Genomic DNA, 18085 nt, shown 5'->3' with positions numbered 1-18085 from the left:
TTCGGGCCCTTGTTATAAAGCGGCACGCCAGTGTCAACAGGCCACCCAGCGCTAGTTTCATACGCTTTTCATTACATACTTAGAAACAAACTCAAATAGAGATATAAGGGGACTTAGAGTGAACAAGTCGGAACTGATTGACGCTATCGCCGCATCTGCTGATATTTCGAAAGCCACCGCCGGCAAGGCGCTGGACGCCGTAATCGAATCCGTCACCGGCGCCCTGAAGCAAGGTGATGACGTGGTACTGGTAGGCTTCGGTACTTTCTCCGTCAAGGATCGCGCTGAGCGCACCGGCCGCAACCCGCAAACCGGTAAGGCGATCAAGATCGAAGCTGCCAAGGTTCCAGGTTTCAAAGCTGGTAAAGGCCTGAAAGACGCCGTCAACTAAGACGTCTCTTTCAGCCGGTCCGGGCGCCGCCAGGGCCGACCGCGTGACGGCGGGACGCAAACGTTCCCGCCCGACACGCTCGCTTCGAGAAGGCGCATCTTCGGATGCGCCTTTCTTCTATCAGGACTCTACCCACGCTCCGCGGTTGACGACGCAGTGGTACAACCGTTTCTGGGGGACGCATGCTGCAGAATATCCGGGACAATTCACAAGGTTGGATTGCCAAGTCCATCATCGGCCTTATCGTCGTGTTGATGGCGTTGACTGGCTTCGAGGCCATTTTCCAGGCCGCCAGCCATAGCCAGGACGCCGCCAAGGTGAACGGCCAGACCATCAGCCAGAACGAGCTGAGCCAGGCCGTCGACATGCAGCGCCGCCAGCTGTTGCAACAGCTGGGCAAGGATTTCGATCCTGCTCTGCTGGATGAGAAGATGTTGCGCGAAGCCGCGCTCAAGGGGCTGATCGATCGCAAACTGCTGTTGCAGGGTGCCGAAGACGCCAAGTTCGCATTCTCCGAGGCTGCACTGGACCAAGTGATCCTGCAGACGCCGGAGTTCCAGGTTGACGGCAAGTTCGACGCCAACCGCTTCGACCAGGTCATCCGCCAGATGGGCTACGGTCGCATGCAGTTCCGTGACATGCTCGCCGAAGAAATGCTCATCGGCCAGCTGCGCACCGGGCTTGCCGGTAGCAGCTTCGTCACCGACAAGCAGGTCGATGCGTTTGCCCGTCTGGAAAAGCAGACCCGTGATTTCGCTTCGCTGACCTTCAAGGCCAACCCGGCTGCGGTCAACGTCAGCGACGACGAGGTCAAGGCCCATTACGAGCAGCACGCCAAAGAGTTCATGACGCCTGATCAGGTGGTCATCGACTACATCGAGCTGAAGAAGTCGGCGTTCTTCGACCAGGTCAAGGTCAACGAGGACGAGCTCAAGGCGCTGTACGAGAAAGAAATCGCCAACCTGTCCGAGCAACGCCATGCCGCGCACATCCTCATCGATGTCAACGACAAGGTCAGCGAAGCCCAGGCCAAGGCGCGTATCGAAGAGATCCAGCAACGTCTGGCCAAGGGTGAAGACTTCGCCAATCTGGCCAAGGAGTTCTCCCAGGATCCAGGTTCCGCCACCACCGGTGGTGACCTCGGCTTCGCAGGGCCTGGCGTTTACGACCCAGCCTTCGAAGATGCGCTGTACAAGCTGAACCAGGACCAGGTCTCCGCGCCAGTGCGCACCGAGTACGGCTATCACCTGATCAAGCTGCTGGGCGTCGAGGCACCTGAAGTGCCGAGCTTTGCCAGCCTGAAAGACAAGCTGACGCGTGAGCTCAAGACCCAGCAGGTCGAACAGCGCTTCGTCGAAGTGACCAAGGAACTCGAAGATGCTGCCTTCGAAGCCTCCGACCTGGCCCAGCCGGCCCAGGACCTGGGCTTGAAAGTACAGACCTCGGCGCCATTCGGTCGTGAAGGTGGCGAAGGCATCACCGCCAACCGTGCGGTAGTGCAGGCGGCCTTCAGCGAAGAAGTGATCGATGAAGGTTCCAACAGCAACGCCATCGAGCTCGACCCGGAAACCGTGATCGTGCTGCGCGCCAAGGAACACCGCAAGCCAGAGCAACTGCCTTTGGAAGCGGTGGCCAAGAATATCCGCGAGCACCTGGCCAAAGAGAAGGCGACCGCCGAACTCAAAGCCAAGGCTGACAAGCTGATCGCAGGTCTGCGTGATGGTTCGATCGCTGCCGGCACCGCCCACGAAGGTCAGAGCTGGAAGGTCCAGGAAGCGGTCACCCGCGGCCAGGACGGCATCGATCCGGTCGAACTGCAAGCGGTGTTCCGCCTGGCCAAGCCAGCCGCCAAGGACAAGCCGGAATACGGCAGTGTGGTCCTGGCCGATGGCAGCCTGGTGGTAGTGCAGCTCAAAGGCGTCAACGAAGGCGCTGCGGCCACCGACGAGGAGAAGCAGCAGATCCGTCGCTACCTCGCCTCGCGTGCAGGCCAGCAGGACTTTGCCGCCTACCGCAAGCAGCTGGAAGCCAATGCCGATATCACGCGCTACTGAGTGATCATTGGATAAGCAAACAGGCCGCTTTTGCGGCCTGTTTGCTTTACGCGATCTGAAGTACCCATGCCGACCTCATCGCGGGGCTAGCCCAGAGCCATCCCATGGCTAGCTCAGCGACCTCGTGGGAGCGGGCTTGCCCCGCGATGCTCAGCTTGCATCAACGCCGTGTCCCTTCGTAGTTATCCAGCGTATCGCGTGCAATCTCCCGTCCCAGCGCGATCAACTCCGGCGCCTTGTAGAACTCGAAGAACTGGCACACCCGCTTGGGCACGTTGATCAGTACATCCGGCGGGTAGCCGGCGATCTTGTACTGAGCCAGCGAGGTCTGCATCACTTCAAAACTTTGGTTGATCAGGTCCAGCAACGACGCAGGTCCGACATTGTCGATGATGAACGAGCCGGTCGCCGACTTCGGCGCGCCGCTGCTTTCCGGCGCCGCCGCCGGTTGCTGGCCTTCAGGTTCGGCCGAGTCACTGAGCCAGGGGTTGGGCGGCGCCATGCCCTCGGCAGTGATCTCCTGTTCGATGCGGATCATCTGCTCGGCCGGCTTGCGTCGAAACGGCAGGCGCGAGCCTACCGAGTTGATCAAGGAATCAAAGCGTTTCTTGAACGCTGCAGGGCGCTCGATTACGGGCAGTTGGTACTGCTTCTGGTTGGTGGCGTTGAGGTTGACCGCGATGATCAGGTCGCAGTGGCTGGACACCACTGGCACGATCGGCAACGGGTTGAGGATGCCGCCGTCCACCAGCATGCGATTGCCTTGCACCACGGGCGTGAACAGACTGGGGATCGCCGCCGAAGCGCGCATGGCCTGATGCAGGCAACCTTCCTGGAACCAGATTTCCTGTTGGTTGGTCAGGTCGGTGGCTACCGCGGTATAGGGGATGCGCAGCTGCTCGATGTTGATCTCGCCCACGATCTTGCGGATCTGGCCAAACACCTTATCGCCGCGAATGGCGCCAAGGCGAAAGCTCACGTCGACCAAGCGCAACACATCCAAATAATCCAGGCTTTCGATCCAGTGTCGGTATTCGTCGAGCTTGCCAGCGGCGTAGATGCCACCGACCACGGCGCCCATGGAGCAGCCGGCGATGCAGGCGATGTCATAGCCGCGTCGCTCGATTTCTTCGATCACACCAATGTGGGCATAGCCCCGTGCACCACCTGATCCCAGCACCAACGCGACACGTTTGCTCATAGAATTCCCCCGCAGCTGTGCAACCATGGTCCAACAATGCACCCATTGCACCCTGTGCTTCAATGGACGCCGCGCTGAGCTACGCTGAACAGGGCACTTTTCCCTAGCCTGAGCGTCGAACGGCCACTGACTTTTCACCTTTGGAGTATTACCGATGAAAGCCTGGATCTGCCTTCCACTGATCGTCCTGGCCCTGGCTGGCTGCGCGGGCAAGACGGCCTACCGTGACAGCTGCGCGACCCAGCTGGATGCCGCCTGGAAGGAGCTTGACCTGGCCAAGGCCGAGGGCTTTGCCGGGACTGTCAGCTACTCCAAGGCGTTATCGCTGCTGACCGGTGCCAAGACCCAGCAGCAGTTCGAAGGGTTCGAGGGCTGCACCAAGAAAGCCGAGAAGGCGCGTTTCTACATCCGTGAGTCGCGCGCGGGTCGTTGACCAAGGAGCCTTGAATGTCTGCCATGCTCGATCATGTCGTCGCGCAACTATTGACCTTGCAGGTACGCCTGCTGGCCTGCCGCGAGCGCTTGGCAGGCGATGTCGACAGCGAGGCGCTGCATGACCTGCGCACCACCACCCGGCGCTTGCGCAGCCTGCTCAGGCCGTTGCGCGGCCTGCCAGGGGTCGAGCAGCTGGAAGATGCCGCTGGGGCCCTGGGCGATCTGACTACGCCACTGCGCGATCGTGAGGTGCTGGCCGACCAGTTGCTCAAACGCGGTTACCAGCAGGCCGGTCAAGCGCGTTTACAGGGCAGGGCGCGCACCTTCGCCAGCGTGGCCGGAAGCGCTCAGCTCACGCGCATGCTGGCGATTGTCGATGCCTTCCCGCTGTTTCTACGTGCGGCCGATCGGGAAGGGCTCGCCGGTGGGCTCAAGCGGCGCATCGACAAACGCCTGACCAAGCAATGGCGCAAGCTGGAACAGGGGCTGAAGGATCCGGCCCATGACCGCCATCGGCTGCGGCTGCTGATCAAACGGGTGCGCTATGGCGACGAAGCCTACCCGCAACTCGATCACGCTGGGCGCAAGCTGCAGCGGTTGCTCAAGCGCGCCCAGGGCGACCTGGGCGACTGGCATGACCGCGTTCAGTGGCTGTCGCAGGTGCCGACGCATGCCGATCTTGCGTCGTGCAAGGCAGCCTGGGAACAAGAGCTGCAGCAGGCTGAGCAGCAGTCTGATGTCACCCTGCAGAAGCTGCAGGATGCCTTGGCGCGACGATAGCCCGCGGGAATGGCCGATATGCGGGCTGCTGTGTGCAGGTTCGCTGGCTAACATCGGAGTTTTCCTGCAAAGGCCGAGGGCATCATGAATTTCACCCAATTGCTGACTGCAGTGCGCGAGCACCCCGAATCGGTGTGCGTGCCCGCCAACTGGGCTCAGGGGCGGGCAGCGTTTGGCGGTCTGATGGCCGCGCTGGTGTACCAAGCCATGCGCTCGAAGCTAACCGACGAGCGCCTGGTTCGCTCCCTGGCCATCACCTTCGTCGGGCCTGCTGCGCCGGACGTGCCGATCAGTTTCGAGGTCGAGCTGCTGCGTGAGGGCAAGGCCGTCAGCACCCTGCTTGGCCGTGCGGTGCAAGACGGCCAGGTGGTGACGCTGGTGCAGGGGAGTTTCGGTGCGGGACGAGCCTCAGAGGTCGAGGTGACGGCGCTGCCCGCCGTAGAGATGAAAGCGCTCGAGCAGAGCGCGCCCGAGCTGCCTTATATCAAGGGCATCACACCGGAGTTCATGCGCCACGTAGCGTTGCGCTGGGCTATCGGCGGGTTGCCTTTTACCGGCAACGCTTCGCGGCAAATGGGCGGCTGGGTGCGCCTGCGCGATGTTGAGCAGGGGCCGGTCAACGAATCGCATCTGCTGGCCCTGGTGGATGCCTGGCCGCCGAGCTTGATGCCGTTTCTCAAGCAGCCCGCTGCGGGCAGCACGTTGACCTGGACCATCGAATTCGTCCAGCCGACACCGACCCTGTCGACCCTCGACTGGTGCCGCTATTGCGTCGAGACCGAACACGCCAAGGATGGCTACGGCCACGCCTCGGCTGCGCTGTGGACCGCCGAGGGTGAGTTACTGGCGCTAAGCCGGCAAACGGTCACGGTGTTCGCTTAACGCCGGTGCTTGTGCCGTTCGCGCCAGGCCCGCCACCAGGCGCCGCTCAAGAGGAAGCGGGGAAAGGTGATGAATTGCTCGGTGAGCAGGCGCTGCACGGCGTCCTTGCGATTGGCGAAAGGCTCTGGCTGCTCGGCTTCCAGGCGATGCCCTTGGCGTTGTAGCCCAAGCCCGGCGATCAGGGCGATGATGCCGACAGCGATCTGCCCCAGATCCAGGCCGAACAGCCCGGACAGCACCAGCAAGGCGCCGAGGATGAACAGCGGCACGGCAATCAGGTGCAGTACCAGATTGGCCGGGTGGCGATGATTGTGGTGGTAGCCGCGCCATTGCCAGGCGGGCAGGTTGGGCAGGCGTTTGCTCATGGACAATTCCTCAGGGTCATGTCCAAAGCTTAGTGCGGCCCCCGCGAGGGGGCCAATCGAGGCTGGCTATGATGACTATAGCTTGAGCTGGCCAATGGCCTTGCTGAGCTCTCCGGCGAGGGTCGCCAGTTCGCTGCTGGTGGTCGCCGAACCGACCGTCTGCTGCACGGTTTGCTCGGTCACATCGCGAATGCTCACCACTGCCCGATTCATCTCTTCGGCGACCTGGCTCTGTTGCTCGGCGGCCACCGCGATCTGGGTATTGCTCTCACGCATCTGGGCTACGGCGCTGGTGATTTCCGCCAGCGACTCGCCAGCCTCCTGGGCCTGCTTGACGCAGTCGTCGGCCTTGTACGAGCTCTCCTGCATGAACTCCACCGCATCACGCGTGCCCGATTGCAACGCAGCGACCATGCCGGTGATTTCATCGGTGGAGGTTTGCACGCGCTTGGCCAGGTTGCGCACCTCGTCGGCGACCACCGCGAAGCCGCGACCGAGGTCGCCCGCCCGCGCGGCTTCAATCGCAGCATTGAGCGCCAGCAGATTGGTCTGCTCGGCAATACTGTGAATCACCCCAACCACGCCATTGATCTTCTGGCTGTCTTCGGCCAACTGGCGGATCATTTCGGCGGTCTGTTGCACGCCGCTGGACAGGCCGGAAATCGAATCCTGCACCCGGCTGACCACAACCTGGCCGCTGCCTGCCAAACTATCGGCGGTTTGCGAGAGGTCACGGGTGGCGCCGGCGTGCTGGGCGATATGATGCACGGTGGCCGACATCTCGTTGATCGCTGTCGCCGCCTGATCGGTCTCGCTCTGTTGGCCGATCATGCCGTGGCGCACCTCGTTCATGCTCGCCGCCAGGCGCGCCGCGCCGGAGTCGAGCTGCGCAGCGGTGCGGGCGACAGTGCTGACCACCCGGTGATAGGTCGACTGCATGGCATTGAAGGCGCCGGCCATCTGCCCGACCTCGTCGCCACAAGCCAGTGGCACCCGCGCCGACAGGTCGCCAGTCTTCTCCACATGCAGCATCACATCCTTGAGGGTGTTGAGCTGGCTGAGCAGGAAGCGAATCAACAATTGCGAGGCACAGAGCATCGCCAGCATCAGGATGGCGACGCACACCGCATAGTTGCCGAAACGGTCGAAGAACACCTGGCGCAGGCTCGGTGACTGGGCCAGTACCGCCAGCTGCTGATCGCCCTGGCGTACAACCTGGGCGCCGCGCAGTGGATTGTCGCCAAGGATCCACGCGCTGGGCAGCTCGACCCAGCCTTGGGCATCCTTGGGCAGCAGCAGGGGTTCGCCGGCAACGCTCGGTGTTTGCCCTGGCTGCCAGCTGATCACGTTGCTTTGCTTGGGCAGTTGCTGTGCGCTGGGCCAGGCTGCCAGCAGCTGCGACTGGGCTTGCGCTTGTGCGCGTGCGCCCTCGGCCCGGGCCTGTTGCTCCAGGTGCACGGCATACAGCACCAGCAACAGGGTTGTGACGAAGGCCACCGCATTGACGGCCCAGAACTTGTACTTCAGGGAAATATTGCTAAGCCAGGCACCCATCGTAGGTCTTCTCTGAGTTGAGCGGAAACAGTATTGGCAAGGTGCCATCATTGTGTCCGAGCGGCTCAGTATGGGTCTTGATGTGCGTCAAGAAAGCTCAGGGGGAATCAGTCATTTGCGCCGTGCTCTTTTCGCGGGCAAGCCCGCTGCCACAGGGTCAGCGCAGGATGTGAAGTCAGCGCTAAATCTGGGAGCGGGCTTGCCTGCGAAAACAACGACTTGATTTCAAGGCAAATCGAAGAACTGCCGGGCGCATTCGCTAGTATGCCGAGCCGTGTGCTCTGGCGCTTCGCCCCGATGCAAGGCCACCTCGTCTAGCACCTGGGGCAAGAACGCCGGTTCGTTGCGGCCATTTTTTGGTTTGGGCCGCAAGCTGCGTGGCAACAGATAGGGCGCGTCACTTTCCAGCATCAGTCGCCCTTGGGCAATATTGCCCACCAGCGGATGCAGATGAGTACCGCGGCGCTCATCGCAGATCCAGCCGGTGATGCCGATGTGCAGGTCCATGTCCAGATAGGCGAACAGCGCCTCACGCTCACCGGTGAAACAATGCACCACGGCGGCCGGCAGGTGATCGCGATAGTCCTTGAGAATGGCCAGCAGGCGCTCGCTGGCGTCACGCTCATGCAGGAATACCGGCAGCTGCAGTTCAGCGGCCAGGCTCAGTTGCGCCTCTAGGGCTTTTTCCTGCAGCGGGCGAGGGGAGAAGTCGCGGTTGAAGTCCAGGCCGCATTCGCCCACGGCCTTGACTCGAGGTTGTTCGAGCAACTGGCGCAAGCGACGTTCACTGGCGTCATCCCAGCTCTTGGCGTCGTGCGGGTGGACACCTGCGGTCGAGAACAGCCGCTGCCCGTGCTCATCGAGTTGCTGGCACAGCTCCAGGGCCTGTTCGCTGACCGCAAGGCTGGTGCCGGTCACGACCATTTGCACCACGCCCGCTTGCACGGCCCGTTCGACGATATCCGCCTGTTGGTCGTGGAAGCTGCTGTTGGTCAGGTTGACGCCGATATCGATCAGTTGCATGGTGCTACCTCGTGCCGCGGGCCGGCCAGCATAGCAAAAACCGGGTATTTCAGGAAAAAGCCAAGAACTTCAAGCTGTTGCCATGGTCTTCTAGCGTCATTTGTCACGGACGCACCGGCCTTGATGGTTTCAGCCCACAGCCCTCGGACACGTTTTCGCATGCAGCGACCCTTGCTGACCCTACTGCTGATGATTGGCTTGCTCCTGCCTGGGGCGGCCAGCGCACGCTTGCCAGGGCCGCAGCAGACTGCAACCAGCAATCAGCCTCGTGATTTGGCCCAGGTGCGCGCAACCAAGGTGCTGCGGGTGCTGGTCAATCAGAGCCGCAATAGCTCTGGCGAGGTCAAGGGCGAGCCGGTCGGTATCGAATATCACCGGCTCAGGGCGCTGGAGCACTACCTCAATGGCCGCGAAAGGGAAGGGCAGCTGATCCAGGTCAAACTGATTCCGCGGGCCAAGGAGCAGTTACTCGGCGCCTTGGCCCGAGGTGAAGGTGATCTCGCCGCTCCCGGCGAACTACTCGATCCGGGCCTGGTGCGCGGTGTCAGCACCAGCGCCCCGGTGCTCGACCAGGTGCCATTGCTGCTGGTCGGGCGCAAGGGCGAACGCAGTTTTAGCCGGGTCGAGCAGCTGTCCGGGCGGACCGTCGCGCTGACCACCGCCAGTGCTGCCGGAGCGCTGATCCAGGACATCAACGAGCAGTTGGCGCTGCGCAAACGCGCGCCGATCAAGATCGAGTGGGTCGATCCGACCTTGGCCATCGAGGACGTGTTGGAGATGGTCCAGGCCGGCATCTATCACCTGACAGTGGTGGAGCGGCCCATTGCCCAGCGTTGGGCGCGCGTGATGCCGCGGCTGCGTGTTGACACTCGCTTGAAGCTCGGCGAACCCCAGGCCATGCGTTGGTATGTCGGTCGCGATGCGCATCTGTTGCTGGCCACGGTCGACCGCTTCCTGGCGGGTTACCGCGCCCCAGACAACCAGGACGCCGCGTTCGAGCGCATTTATCGGCGTCAGTACCGGGTGCACAACCCATTGGCGCGCAAAGATCGCCAGCAATTGCAGACGCTGCGGGCGGTGCTGCAAAAGCATGGGCAGGCGCAACAGATCGACTGGCTCAACCTGGCTGCGCTGGCGTTCAAGGAGTCCACCCTCAATCCCGCCGCACGAGGTATGGGCGGCGCTCATGGATTGATGCAGATCACGCCGTCGGCCGCGCAACGGGTCGGGGTCAGTAACACCACCACCGTCGATGGCAATGTCCAGGCCAGCGCCCGCTACCTGGCGTTGATTCGGCGCAAGTTCTTCGCCAGCCCCAAGCTTAACGAGCGCGAGCGCATGGCGTTCATCCTGGCGGCTTACAACCTGGGCCCGGAACGGGTGCAGGCGATGCGTGCCGAAGCGCGTCGGCGCGGGCTCAATGGCAACCAGTGGTTTTTCCAGACCGAACGCATCGCCATGGAGCAGGTGGGCATGGGGCCGGTCAATTTCGTCAACAGCGTCAACAAGTACTTCCTGGCCTTCAATCGTGAGCGGGCTGCGCTAGAGCGTGTGGCAAAGCGTTAATAAATCGAAATATCCGATATTAATCACGCATATTATGCGATTTTACTATTGGTTAATTTGATTAAGATGGCGCCCATCCCAACACAACATTGCGTGCCCTAAGGAAGACTTGAAATGAACTCCAACACCCTCAACTCGCTGTTCGTCACCCGTGCTGGCGCTGGCTTGAGCGTTATCCGCATCCTGGTCGGTCTGATCTTCATGGCCCACGGCGCACAGAAATTGTTCGGCCTGTTCGGTGGCTACGGCCTGGAAGGCACCGGGCAGTGGATGGAAAGCATCGGCCTGGCCCCGGGTTACCTGATGGCCCTGTTGTCGGGTAGCGCCGAGTTCTTCGGTGGTCTGGCACTGCTGATTGGCCTGCTGGTGCGCCCAGCTGCTCTGGCACTGACGGTGACCCTGGTGGTGGCGATCTTCTCGGTGCACATCGGCAACGGCCTGTTCATGTCCAACAACGGCTACGAGTTCGCCCTGGCGCTGATGGCAGGCACCGTGGCCGTGCTGATCGAAGGTGCCGGTCGCTTCTCCCTGGACCGCCTGATCGCCCGCTGACACAACGCTGTAAAGCGCATCCCTCAAGCTGCGAGTAAAGTCTACTTGCAGCTTGTCGTTTCACTCTCTAGGATACCGCTTGCGCCGATTTAAACAGCTACTTGCGGGGCGCAGGAGAGGCCCCCAGCCGGGTCATCCGAAATACCGCTAAAGCGCTGGTTCGGTGACGCCTCCCACCGCTGCCCAGCGGGATTTGCGAGGCGGAGAAATACTCCATGAGTTGTCCACGTACCAGTGTCTGCCTGACCCCCCTGCCTGCCAGCCAGGCTTCTCGCACACCGCGCATCCTGCTCGGTGGCCAGCATCAGCCTACCTTGTTGCGTCACCTCGATGGTTTCTCGCGACGCAAGGGCCAAGCCCGCGCTTTCCTCATCCAGTTCGCTGAAACCTGCGGCTTGCTCGAACAGTACGGCAGCGATCGCTTTGACCTCGCGGTGATCCAGTCGCCGGCAGCCGAAGACGCAGCCGAGGTTATCGGCCATCTCACCCGCATCGCCCGCCAAGGCCTGATTACCCGTCGTTGAGTAGCATGTCAGCGCCGGGCGTTTTTGGTTAAGCTCGGCCTCACTACGTCGGCACGCACAGGCGTTGAGGAGAATGCCGTTTGAGCACCAACATCATCACCACCGAAGGTCATCAGGCGCTCAAGCAAGAGCTCGACCATCTGTGGCGGGTCTACCGGCCGGAAATTACCCAGAAGGTTGCCTGGGCAGCGTCGCTGGGCGATCGCAGTGAAAACGCCGATTATCAGTACAACAAGAAGCTCTTGCGCGAGATTGATCGTCGCGTACGTTACCTGCGCAAGCGTCTTGAAGATGTCAAAGTGGTTGCCTATTCCCCGGAACAGGAAGGCAAGGTGTTTTTTGGCGCTTGGGTGGAAATCGAAAACGATGATGGCGAGACCCTGAAGTTTCGCATCGTCGGTTATGACGAGATCTATGGGCGCAACGACTACATTTCGATCGATTCGCCCATGGCCCGCGCGTTGCTCAAGAAGGAGGAGGGTGACGAGGTGGTGGTCAAGACGCCGACGGGGGATGCTACCTGGTATGTCAACAGCATCAGTTATCCGGCTGTACAGGCGGATGCCTGAATAACTGAAGCTTCCAAGACTGGGGCCACAAAGCAGCCCCAGTTCACATTTGCGTTGAGCTCAAGTGTCGCGCAAAACCGCCAAAGGACTGGCATTGAGCGCACGCCGGGTGCCAAACACCCCGGCACCCGCCACCAGCAATGCACCCACCAGCGGCAATGCCAGCAGCCATGGATGCGGACTCCACGGCAGGTCGAACGCATAGCGATACAGCGCCCAGCTGATCAGCTCGCAACCCAGCGCCGCCAGCACGCCGCTGGCCGCCCCCAGTAAGCCGAACTCGATGCGCCGGGTCCTGACCAGCAAGGGCCTGGGCGCACCCAGCGCGCGCAGCAAGGCGCCTTGGTGAATGCGCTCATCCAAGGTTGCCTGCAGCCCGGCGAACAGCACTGCCAGGCCCGCCGCCAACACGAACAACAGCACATACTCCACCGCCAAGGTCACCTGCGCCAGGATGCTGCGCAACTGCTCGAGCAGCGCGTCGACCTGAAGAATGGTCGCGGCCGGGAACGCCCGGGACAGGGCGACCACTTCCTGATCGTGACCCGCTGCCAGGTAGAAGCTGGTCAGGTAGGTGGTGGGCAAGCCCTGCAGGGTGCCGGGTTGGAAAATCATGTAGAAGTTGGGCTGGAAACTGTCCCAGTGCACCGAGCGCAAGCTGCTGACCCGTGCCTGGCGTTGCTGACCACCGATATCGAAATTGAGCAGGTCGCCCAGCTTCAGATGCAGGCTGGCAGCAAGCTCCGCTTCTACCGAAACACCAGGGATGCCATCGCTTGCTGGGGTGGGCTGCCACCAATCACCTGAGGTCAAGGCATTGCCCTGGGGCAGCTCGGCGGCCCAGGTCAGGCTGAGATCGCGTTGCACGGCGCGTTCACCGGTGGACTCCTTGCTCACCAGCTGGCGCACTGGCTCGTCGTTGATGTGCGTCAGCCGACCCGGTATCACCGGATACAACGGCGCCGAAGTGGCGTTGACCTCGCGTAAGTGCTGGATAAAGGCATCGCGCTCATCCGGCAGGATGTTCAAGGCGAAGTGATTGGGGGCATCTTTGGGCAGTTGCGCTTGCCAGGTATCCAACAGCTCGGCGCGCAGCAATGCGACCAGGCCCATGGCCAGTAGGATGAGGCCAAACGCCAGCGCTTGGCCGGCTGCAGCCAGCGGGTGACGCAGCAATTGGCCTAGCCCCAGCCGCCAAGTCAGGGGCGCGCCCGCCAGTAACCGGCGCAGGCTACGCAACCCGAGCAGGAGCAGGCCACCCAGTAACAGCGCAGCGATCAACCCGCCGCCGAGCAGGGCAAAGGTCAGCAGCAGATCCAGGCTCAGGCGCCACATGATCAGGCCCAGGGCAAATAGGGCAGCGCCATACACCAGCCAGCTGCTGGGCGGTACCGGCAGCAGGTCGCGGCGCAACACACGCAGCGGCGGCACGCGGCCCAGTGCCGCCAACGGCGGCAGGGCAAAACCTGCGAGGGCGACCAGGCCCGTGCCGATGCCAGCCAGCGCCGGGGTGATGCCACCGGGTGGAATGACGCTGGGCATCAGCCCGTGCAGCAGGCGAAACAGGCCCAGCTGTGCCAGCCAGCCGACCAGGGCCCCGACCACTGCTGCCACCAGGCCTAGCGCTGCCAGTTGCACGCAGTACAGGCCCAGGGCCTGGCGGCGAGACAAGCCCAGGCAGCGCAGCAGGGCGCTGGCGTCCAGGCGCCGGGCCGCGTAGCGGCTGGCCGAGAGCGCCACGGCAACGCCTGCCAACAGCACCGCCACCAGGCTGGCCATGTTCAAGTAGCGCTCAGCCTTGCCCAGCGCGCCGCCGATTTGCCGATTGCCATCGCGGGTATCGAGCAGGCGCTGGTTGGCGGCCAGATCCTTGTCGATGGCCTGGCGATACTGGCTCAATGTTTGCGGCTCGCCTCGCCATAGCTCGCGATAGCTGACCCGGCTGCCTGGCTGGATCACGCCGGTGCTTTGCAGGTCGTCGAGGTTCATCAGCACCCGCGGGGTGAGGCTGTAGAAGTTGTTGGCGCGGTCTGGTTCGTAGGTCAGCACGCGGGTCATGCGCAAGCGCTTCATGCCGACATCGATGCTATCGCCTATCGACAAACCCAGCGCCGCCAGCAGACGTGGCTCGACCCAGACCTCACCGGCTGCTGGGCCGCCCCCGGGCGCTTCCTGCGCATAGGGCGCTGCCGCGCTGCGTAATTTTCCCCGCAGCGGGTAGGCAGTGTCGGCGGCCTTGATGCTGGAGAGCTGGATGCCGCTATCGCCCCCGACCACGCTGGTAAATTCCACCACCCGTGCATGGCGCAAACCCAGCGCCGTGCCGGCGTCGATCTGCTCCTGGCGAGCTGGCGAGCTGCCCTGCAGGACCAGATCTGCGCCGAGAAACTCGCTGGCGCGCAGCTGCATGGCGCCGTTCAGGCGTGCGCCGAAATAGCCGATGGCGGTGCTGGCCGCCACGGCCACCAGCAGGGCGAAGAACAGCACGCGTACTTCACTGGCACGGGCGTCGCGCCAGAGCTGGCGCAGGGCCAAGGCGCACAGGCGCAGAAACGGCAATCGAGTCATCACGGCTCCAGGGGCGCCACCAGGCGCCCAGCGTCCAGGCGGATCAGGCGCCGGCAGCGCTTGGCCAGGCGTTCGTCATGGGTGACCAGAACCAAGGTGGTGCCGCGCTCCTTGTTCAGTTCGAACAACAGGTCGCTGATGCGCTCGCCGGTGTGGCTGTCCAGGTTGCCGGTAGGCTCGTCGGCGAACAGCACCGCTGGCTGCGCGGCGAACGCTCGGGCAATCGCCACCCGTTGCTGCTCACCGCCTGACAGCTGGCGCGGGGTATGGGTCAGGCGTTTGCCCAGACCAACCCGTTCGAGCAGGCTGCGCGCATGCTCGCGGGCATCGCGGCGGCCATCGAGCTCCAGCGGCAGCATGACGTTTTCCAGTGCATTGAGGCTGTCGAGCAATTGGAACGACTGGAACACGAAGCCGACATGCTCGGCGCGCACCCGCGCCCGTTGATCTTCATCCAGCGGCCCCAGGTCGTGACCGGCCAGGATCACCGTGCCGGCGCTAGGGCGGTCCAGGCCTGCGAGCAAGCCCAGCAGGGTCGATTTGCCCGAGCCCGAAGCGCCGACGATGGCCAGGCTGTCGCCTTGGTTCAGATCGAGGGAGAGTGCGTGGAGGATGGTCAGGTCGCCTTCCGCGCTGGGAACCACTTTGCTAAGGTGCTGCGCAACGAGAATGCTTGGGCCCATGGAGAATCCGATGCGAGTGTGGTGGTTGAGTGCCGGTCTGGCCCTGTATTGCCTGGCCCAGAGCGCGGCGGCGGGAACACTGCTGGTCGTCGGCGATAGTATCAGCGCCGGTTTTGGCCTGGATACCCGCCAGGGGTGGGTTTCCCTGTTGCAGCAACGGCTGCAGCAGGAAGGCTCCAGCGATCAGGTGGTCAATGCTTCGATCAGTGGTGACACCAGTGCAGGTGGCCAGGCGCGGCTGCCGGCGCTGCTTGCAGAGCATAAGCCGAGCCTGGTGATCATCGAGCTGGGCGGCAACGATGGGCTGCGTGGACAGCCGCCAGAGCAATTGCAACAAAATCTTGCTTCGATGATAGACCGCTCCCAGGCGGCAGGGGCCAAGGTGGTCCTGTTGGGCATGCGCCTGCCGCCCAATTACGGGGTGCGCTATACCACTGCCTTTGCCCAGGTCTATGAGCAGTTGGCGACACAGAAAAAAGTGCCATGGGTGCCGTTTTTCCTCGAGGGGGTTGGCGGTGTGCCGCAGATGATGCAGGCCGATGGCATTCACCCAGCCCAGGGCGCCCAGCAGCAACTGCTGGAAAATGCCTGGCCGGTGATAAAACCCTTGCTGTGACGCTTTTAACGGGGGCTGCTTTCGGATAATGTTGCGCCCCCCGTTTCGAGACCCCCCAATGCCGCGCCCTGCCTGGTCCCTGTATGCCTATCAACTGATCGAGCCCGATGAGCAGCTCGACCTGTTCGCGTGTCAGGAAGTCCGCGTCCACCTGGTAGCCCGCCAACTTGAGCTGGGCGCGCCGGTCGACCGCACCTTATGCGGCGGTCTGTTGCCAGCGCAGCCACGGTGGTCGATGGTGCCGCGCGCGATCAATCGCGACAGCCGCCTGTGCACGCTGTGCAAGGCGATCTTAGATGCCCAGCGCCGTGGCACTCGACCGGTATGGCCGCAACTCTAGATGGCAAGTGCCGGCCGGAACTAAGACTGCCTTTCATCATCTGAAACGCATGCAACTGCCCGATGCCTCCCGCTTGTGCCGGGGCGGGTGTACAATCGATCCTCTTGACCCACCTTTCGAAGGATTTACCGGATGTTGCCGCGCTTTCCCGCCGTCACCCGTAGCCTGTCCCTGGCCGCCCTGCTGGTAGCGGGCCCTGCCTGCGCGCTGGAGCTGCCACTGCCGCCACCCGGTGAGGACGTCGTCGGCCAGGTCCAGACGATCAAGGCCAAGTACGAAGACACCTTCGCTGACATCGGCACCGCCAATGATCTGGGCTATCTGGAGATGATCGCCGCCAACCCGGGCGTCGATCCATGGTTGCCCGGCGCGGGTACTGAAATCATCCTGCCGACACGCTACGTGCTGCCTCCGGGGCCACGCGAAGGCATCGTCATCAACCTGGCCGAATATCGTCTGTACTACTTCCCGAAAGGGCAGAACGTAGTGCATACCTTCCCGCTGGGCATCGGCCGTGAAGGCTGGGGCTCGCCGATTGCCAATACCAAGATTACCGCCAAGACGCCGAACCCGACCTGGACGCCGCCTGCTTCGATCCGCGCCGAGCATGCCGCCGATGGCGACATCTTGCCGACCGTAGTGCCCGCTGGCCCGGACAACCCGCTGGGGCCGTTCAAGTTCACCCTGGGTGTGCCTGGGTACTTGATCCACGGCTCCAACAAGAAGTTCGGTATTGGTATGCGCACCAGCCATGGTTGCTTCCGCATGCTCAACAATAACGTCCTGGAACTTTCCAAGATGGTCCCGGTAGGTACGCCAGTGCGCATCATCAACGAGCCGTACAAGTTCGGTATCAGTGCCGGCAAGGTCTACCTTGAGGCGCATACACCGCTGGATGATCATGGCGATCCGTCGGTGGTCGACAAGCACACTGCAGTTATCAATGCCTTGCTCAAGCGTGAAGACCTGGCCAATAACCTGCGGATGAACTGGGACATGGTGCGCGACGTGGTTGCCGCTGAAGATGGCATGCCGGTGGAAATTGCCGTTCCCGTCACCGGTGGTGCGGCACCGATGGTCTCGAGCATTCCGCCTGAACTTCAGTAAGTCGTAAGTCGCTGTGCCGCGATCAGGGCCTGCCTTAGTGCAGGCCTTTTTCGTTTTTGCCGCAGGCGTTTTCATCGGCAATAAAAAAGCCGACCCACAAGTGGGTCGGCTTCATAACAATCCGTGAGGATTATTACTTGCGGCTGGCTTTGTCCAGCATACGCAGAGCGCGCTCGTTGGCTTCGTCAGCGGTTTGCTGAGCCTTCTGAGCGGCAGCCAGAGCGTCGTCAGCCTTACGGTAGGCTTCATCGGCACGGGCTTGGGCGCGAGCTGCTGCGTCTTCGGTAGCAGTCAGGCGAGCTTCGGTTTCTTTGGAGACGCTGCTGCAACCGGTAGCCAGAACTGCGGCCAGAGCCAGAGCAGAGAATTTCAGAACGTTGTTCATCGTGTTCCCCTTCAAGGACTTTCTATTAAATAGCCATCTCTCGGAAAAGAGAAACTGGCCGGCGTACATAGTACCCATTACTTGTAGTAAGTAAACTGACTGAGCGCAAGAACTGCAAAAAAAATGTGCACTGCTGGGTCGCTGACACCTTTGTAGCGCTTTTGTGAACAACCTGTTCAGGGTTCGCAAGCGATTGTACTAGCGGAACTTTTTGTTGAACTAAAGGTGACTTGTACTGTCCTTGTGCGTCTTAGCAGTACAACATCCGCGTGCTGTTGCGAGTCCACCGTCAGGTCCGCGCAACTGGGTTTAACGGCGAATTTTTGCCGTCTGCCACCTTGAGCATTCCTGCCGGCGGCGCCTACTATTTGTGGGTGCCCAGGGTACAGAACGACCCAGTCACCTTGCTGTCCAAGGGGGCATGAGGGGGCGTAGAAGATTCCGCGCCGGATACATCATCGGTTAAGGTAAAGGTCTGCCGAGAAGACCT

19 protein-coding genes are annotated in these 18085 nt (G+C 62.2%); 12 read left to right on the top strand and 7 right to left on the bottom strand.

The window, feature by feature from the left end:
- Window positions 1-118 precede the first annotated feature (118 nt).
- Window positions 119-391: an HU family DNA-binding protein gene (locus AAZU54_RS07960; RefSeq protein WP_186555005.1), complete on the top strand. Its 273-nt coding sequence runs from the start codon at window positions 119-121 to the stop codon at window positions 389-391.
- Between the two features lie 182 nt (window positions 392-573).
- Complete coding sequence (locus AAZU54_RS07955; protein WP_434726939.1) at window positions 574-2445, top strand: SurA N-terminal domain-containing protein; 1872 nt, start codon at window positions 574-576, stop codon at window positions 2443-2445.
- Between the two features lie 160 nt (window positions 2446-2605).
- Here the strand turns inward: AAZU54_RS07955 and AAZU54_RS07950 are convergent, their stop codons facing one another.
- Window positions 2606-3646, bottom strand: coding sequence for a patatin-like phospholipase family protein (locus AAZU54_RS07950; RefSeq protein ID WP_186555003.1), 1041 nt, complete (start codon window positions 3644-3646; stop codon window positions 2606-2608).
- A 154-nt stretch (window positions 3647-3800) separates the two neighbouring features.
- Here AAZU54_RS07950 and AAZU54_RS07945 point away from each other — a divergent pair, with 154 nt between their 5' ends.
- The 3 genes from AAZU54_RS07945 (at window position 3801) to AAZU54_RS07935 (ending at window position 5743) form a co-directional block, all read left to right on the top strand.
- Window positions 3801-4079, top strand: a complete 279-nt coding sequence (locus AAZU54_RS07945) for a hypothetical protein (RefSeq protein ID WP_312152752.1) — start codon at window positions 3801-3803, stop codon at window positions 4077-4079.
- A gap of 14 nt (window positions 4080-4093) precedes the next feature.
- Window positions 4094-4861 (top strand): CHAD domain-containing protein, encoded by a 768-nt coding sequence (locus AAZU54_RS07940; protein ID WP_312152750.1) that lies wholly within the window; start codon window positions 4094-4096, stop codon window positions 4859-4861.
- Between the two features lie 84 nt (window positions 4862-4945).
- Window positions 4946-5743 carry an acyl-CoA thioesterase gene (locus AAZU54_RS07935; protein ID WP_312152748.1) on the top strand — a complete coding sequence of 266 codons (798 nt, stop codon included), beginning with the start codon at window positions 4946-4948 and terminating at the stop codon, window positions 5741-5743.
- Here AAZU54_RS07935 and AAZU54_RS07930 read toward each other — a convergent pair.
- From AAZU54_RS07930 to AAZU54_RS07920, 3 genes are all read right to left on the bottom strand, one after another.
- Window positions 5740-6108 carry an Mpo1-like protein gene (locus tag AAZU54_RS07930; protein WP_186555001.1) on the bottom strand — a complete coding sequence of 123 codons (369 nt, stop codon included), beginning with the start codon at window positions 6106-6108 and terminating at the stop codon, window positions 5740-5742. The genes AAZU54_RS07935 and AAZU54_RS07930 overlap by 4 nt on opposite strands.
- Before the next feature lie 75 nt (window positions 6109-6183).
- Window positions 6184-7662 (bottom strand): methyl-accepting chemotaxis protein, encoded by a 1479-nt coding sequence (locus AAZU54_RS07925; RefSeq protein WP_434726938.1) that lies wholly within the window; start codon window positions 7660-7662, stop codon window positions 6184-6186.
- A gap of 225 nt (window positions 7663-7887) precedes the next feature.
- Window positions 7888-8685 (bottom strand): TatD family hydrolase, encoded by a 798-nt coding sequence (locus tag AAZU54_RS07920; protein ID WP_434726937.1) that lies wholly within the window; start codon window positions 8683-8685, stop codon window positions 7888-7890.
- A gap of 159 nt (window positions 8686-8844) precedes the next feature.
- On the opposite strand from AAZU54_RS07920, the gene AAZU54_RS07915 reads away from it, so the two are divergent.
- The 4 genes from AAZU54_RS07915 to greB all read left to right on the top strand — a co-directional run bounded on the left by AAZU54_RS07915 (window position 8845) and on the right by greB (window position 11896).
- The gene (locus tag AAZU54_RS07915) at window positions 8845-10251 is read left to right on the top strand and encodes a transglycosylase SLT domain-containing protein (protein WP_186554998.1); all 1407 of its coding nucleotides are present in this window, start codon (window positions 8845-8847) and stop codon (window positions 10249-10251) included.
- A gap of 114 nt (window positions 10252-10365) precedes the next feature.
- Window positions 10366-10803: a DoxX family protein gene (locus tag AAZU54_RS07910; protein WP_186554997.1), complete on the top strand. Its 438-nt coding sequence runs from the start codon at window positions 10366-10368 to the stop codon at window positions 10801-10803.
- 215 nt (window positions 10804-11018) lie between these two features.
- The gene (locus AAZU54_RS07905; RefSeq protein WP_186554996.1) at window positions 11019-11327 is read left to right on the top strand and encodes a hypothetical protein; all 309 of its coding nucleotides are present in this window, start codon (window positions 11019-11021) and stop codon (window positions 11325-11327) included.
- Window positions 11328-11407: 80 nt separating this feature from the next.
- The gene (greB, locus tag AAZU54_RS07900; RefSeq protein ID WP_186554995.1) at window positions 11408-11896 is read left to right on the top strand and encodes a transcription elongation factor GreB; all 489 of its coding nucleotides are present in this window, start codon (window positions 11408-11410) and stop codon (window positions 11894-11896) included.
- Window positions 11897-11956: 60 nt separating this feature from the next.
- On the opposite strand, the gene AAZU54_RS07895 is transcribed toward greB, so the two are convergent.
- Window positions 11957-14464, bottom strand: a complete 2508-nt coding sequence (locus AAZU54_RS07895; RefSeq protein ID WP_434726936.1) for an ABC transporter permease — start codon at window positions 14462-14464, stop codon at window positions 11957-11959.
- Window positions 14464-15147, bottom strand: coding sequence for an ABC transporter ATP-binding protein (locus AAZU54_RS07890; protein ID WP_186554993.1), 684 nt, complete (start codon window positions 15145-15147; stop codon window positions 14464-14466). The genes AAZU54_RS07895 and AAZU54_RS07890 overlap by 1 nt, the downstream gene beginning before the upstream one ends.
- 10 nt (window positions 15148-15157) lie before the next feature.
- On the opposite strand from AAZU54_RS07890, the gene AAZU54_RS07885 reads away from it, so the two are divergent.
- The 3 genes from AAZU54_RS07885 to AAZU54_RS07875 all read left to right on the top strand — a co-directional run bounded on the left by AAZU54_RS07885 (window position 15158) and on the right by AAZU54_RS07875 (window position 17210).
- Window positions 15158-15763 (top strand): arylesterase, encoded by a 606-nt coding sequence (locus AAZU54_RS07885; protein WP_186554992.1) that lies wholly within the window; start codon window positions 15158-15160, stop codon window positions 15761-15763.
- Window positions 15764-15821: 58 nt separating this feature from the next.
- Window positions 15822-16103, top strand: a complete 282-nt coding sequence (locus tag AAZU54_RS07880) for a hypothetical protein (RefSeq protein ID WP_186554991.1) — start codon at window positions 15822-15824, stop codon at window positions 16101-16103.
- A gap of 132 nt (window positions 16104-16235) precedes the next feature.
- Entirely contained in the window at window positions 16236-17210 is a 975-nt protein-coding gene (locus AAZU54_RS07875; protein WP_186554990.1) for a L,D-transpeptidase family protein, read from the top strand.
- Window positions 17211-17343: 133 nt separating this feature from the next.
- On the opposite strand, the gene oprI is transcribed toward AAZU54_RS07875, so the two are convergent.
- Window positions 17344-17595, bottom strand: a complete 252-nt coding sequence (gene oprI, locus AAZU54_RS07870; protein WP_003259780.1) for an outer membrane lipoprotei OprI — start codon at window positions 17593-17595, stop codon at window positions 17344-17346.
- Window positions 17596-18085: the final 490 nt, after the last annotated feature.

It is taken from the genome of Pseudomonas sp. Je.1.5.c, from assembly GCF_051129895.1.
GTDB lineage: Bacteria > Pseudomonadota > Gammaproteobacteria > Pseudomonadales > Pseudomonadaceae > Aquipseudomonas > Aquipseudomonas urmiensis.
The sequence above is the reverse complement of the archived record's forward strand: the minus strand, read 5'-3'. Positions and strand labels throughout refer to the sequence as shown.

Coding starts and splice junctions, on each gene's coding strand:
- AAZU54_RS07955 (WP_434726939.1), top strand. CDS start 574: ATGCTGCAGAATATCCGGGACAATTCACAAGGTTGGATTGCCAAGTCC.
- AAZU54_RS07950 (WP_186555003.1), bottom strand. CDS start 3,646: ATGAGCAAACGTGTCGCGTTGGTGCTGGGATCAGGTGGTGCACGGGGC.
- AAZU54_RS07945 (WP_312152752.1), top strand. CDS start 3,801: ATGAAAGCCTGGATCTGCCTTCCACTGATCGTCCTGGCCCTGGCTGGC.
- AAZU54_RS07940 (WP_312152750.1), top strand. CDS start 4,094: ATGTCTGCCATGCTCGATCATGTCGTCGCGCAACTATTGACCTTGCAG.
- AAZU54_RS07935 (WP_312152748.1), top strand. CDS start 4,946: ATGAATTTCACCCAATTGCTGACTGCAGTGCGCGAGCACCCCGAATCG.
- AAZU54_RS07930 (WP_186555001.1), bottom strand. CDS start 6,108: ATGAGCAAACGCCTGCCCAACCTGCCCGCCTGGCAATGGCGCGGCTAC.
- AAZU54_RS07925 (WP_434726938.1), bottom strand. CDS start 7,662: ATGGGTGCCTGGCTTAGCAATATTTCCCTGAAGTACAAGTTCTGGGCC.
- AAZU54_RS07920 (WP_434726937.1), bottom strand. CDS start 8,685: ATGCAACTGATCGATATCGGCGTCAACCTGACCAACAGCAGCTTCCAC.
- AAZU54_RS07915 (WP_186554998.1), top strand. CDS start 8,845: ATGCAGCGACCCTTGCTGACCCTACTGCTGATGATTGGCTTGCTCCTG.
- AAZU54_RS07910 (WP_186554997.1), top strand. CDS start 10,366: ATGAACTCCAACACCCTCAACTCGCTGTTCGTCACCCGTGCTGGCGCT.
- AAZU54_RS07905 (WP_186554996.1), top strand. CDS start 11,019: ATGAGTTGTCCACGTACCAGTGTCTGCCTGACCCCCCTGCCTGCCAGC.
- AAZU54_RS07895 (WP_434726936.1), bottom strand. CDS start 14,464: ATGACTCGATTGCCGTTTCTGCGCCTGTGCGCCTTGGCCCTGCGCCAG.
- AAZU54_RS07890 (WP_186554993.1), bottom strand. CDS start 15,147: ATGGGCCCAAGCATTCTCGTTGCGCAGCACCTTAGCAAAGTGGTTCCC.
- AAZU54_RS07885 (WP_186554992.1), top strand. CDS start 15,158: ATGCGAGTGTGGTGGTTGAGTGCCGGTCTGGCCCTGTATTGCCTGGCC.
- AAZU54_RS07880 (WP_186554991.1), top strand. CDS start 15,822: ATGCCGCGCCCTGCCTGGTCCCTGTATGCCTATCAACTGATCGAGCCC.
- AAZU54_RS07875 (WP_186554990.1), top strand. CDS start 16,236: ATGTTGCCGCGCTTTCCCGCCGTCACCCGTAGCCTGTCCCTGGCCGCC.
- oprI (WP_003259780.1), bottom strand. CDS start 17,595: ATGAACAACGTTCTGAAATTCTCTGCTCTGGCTCTGGCCGCAGTTCTG.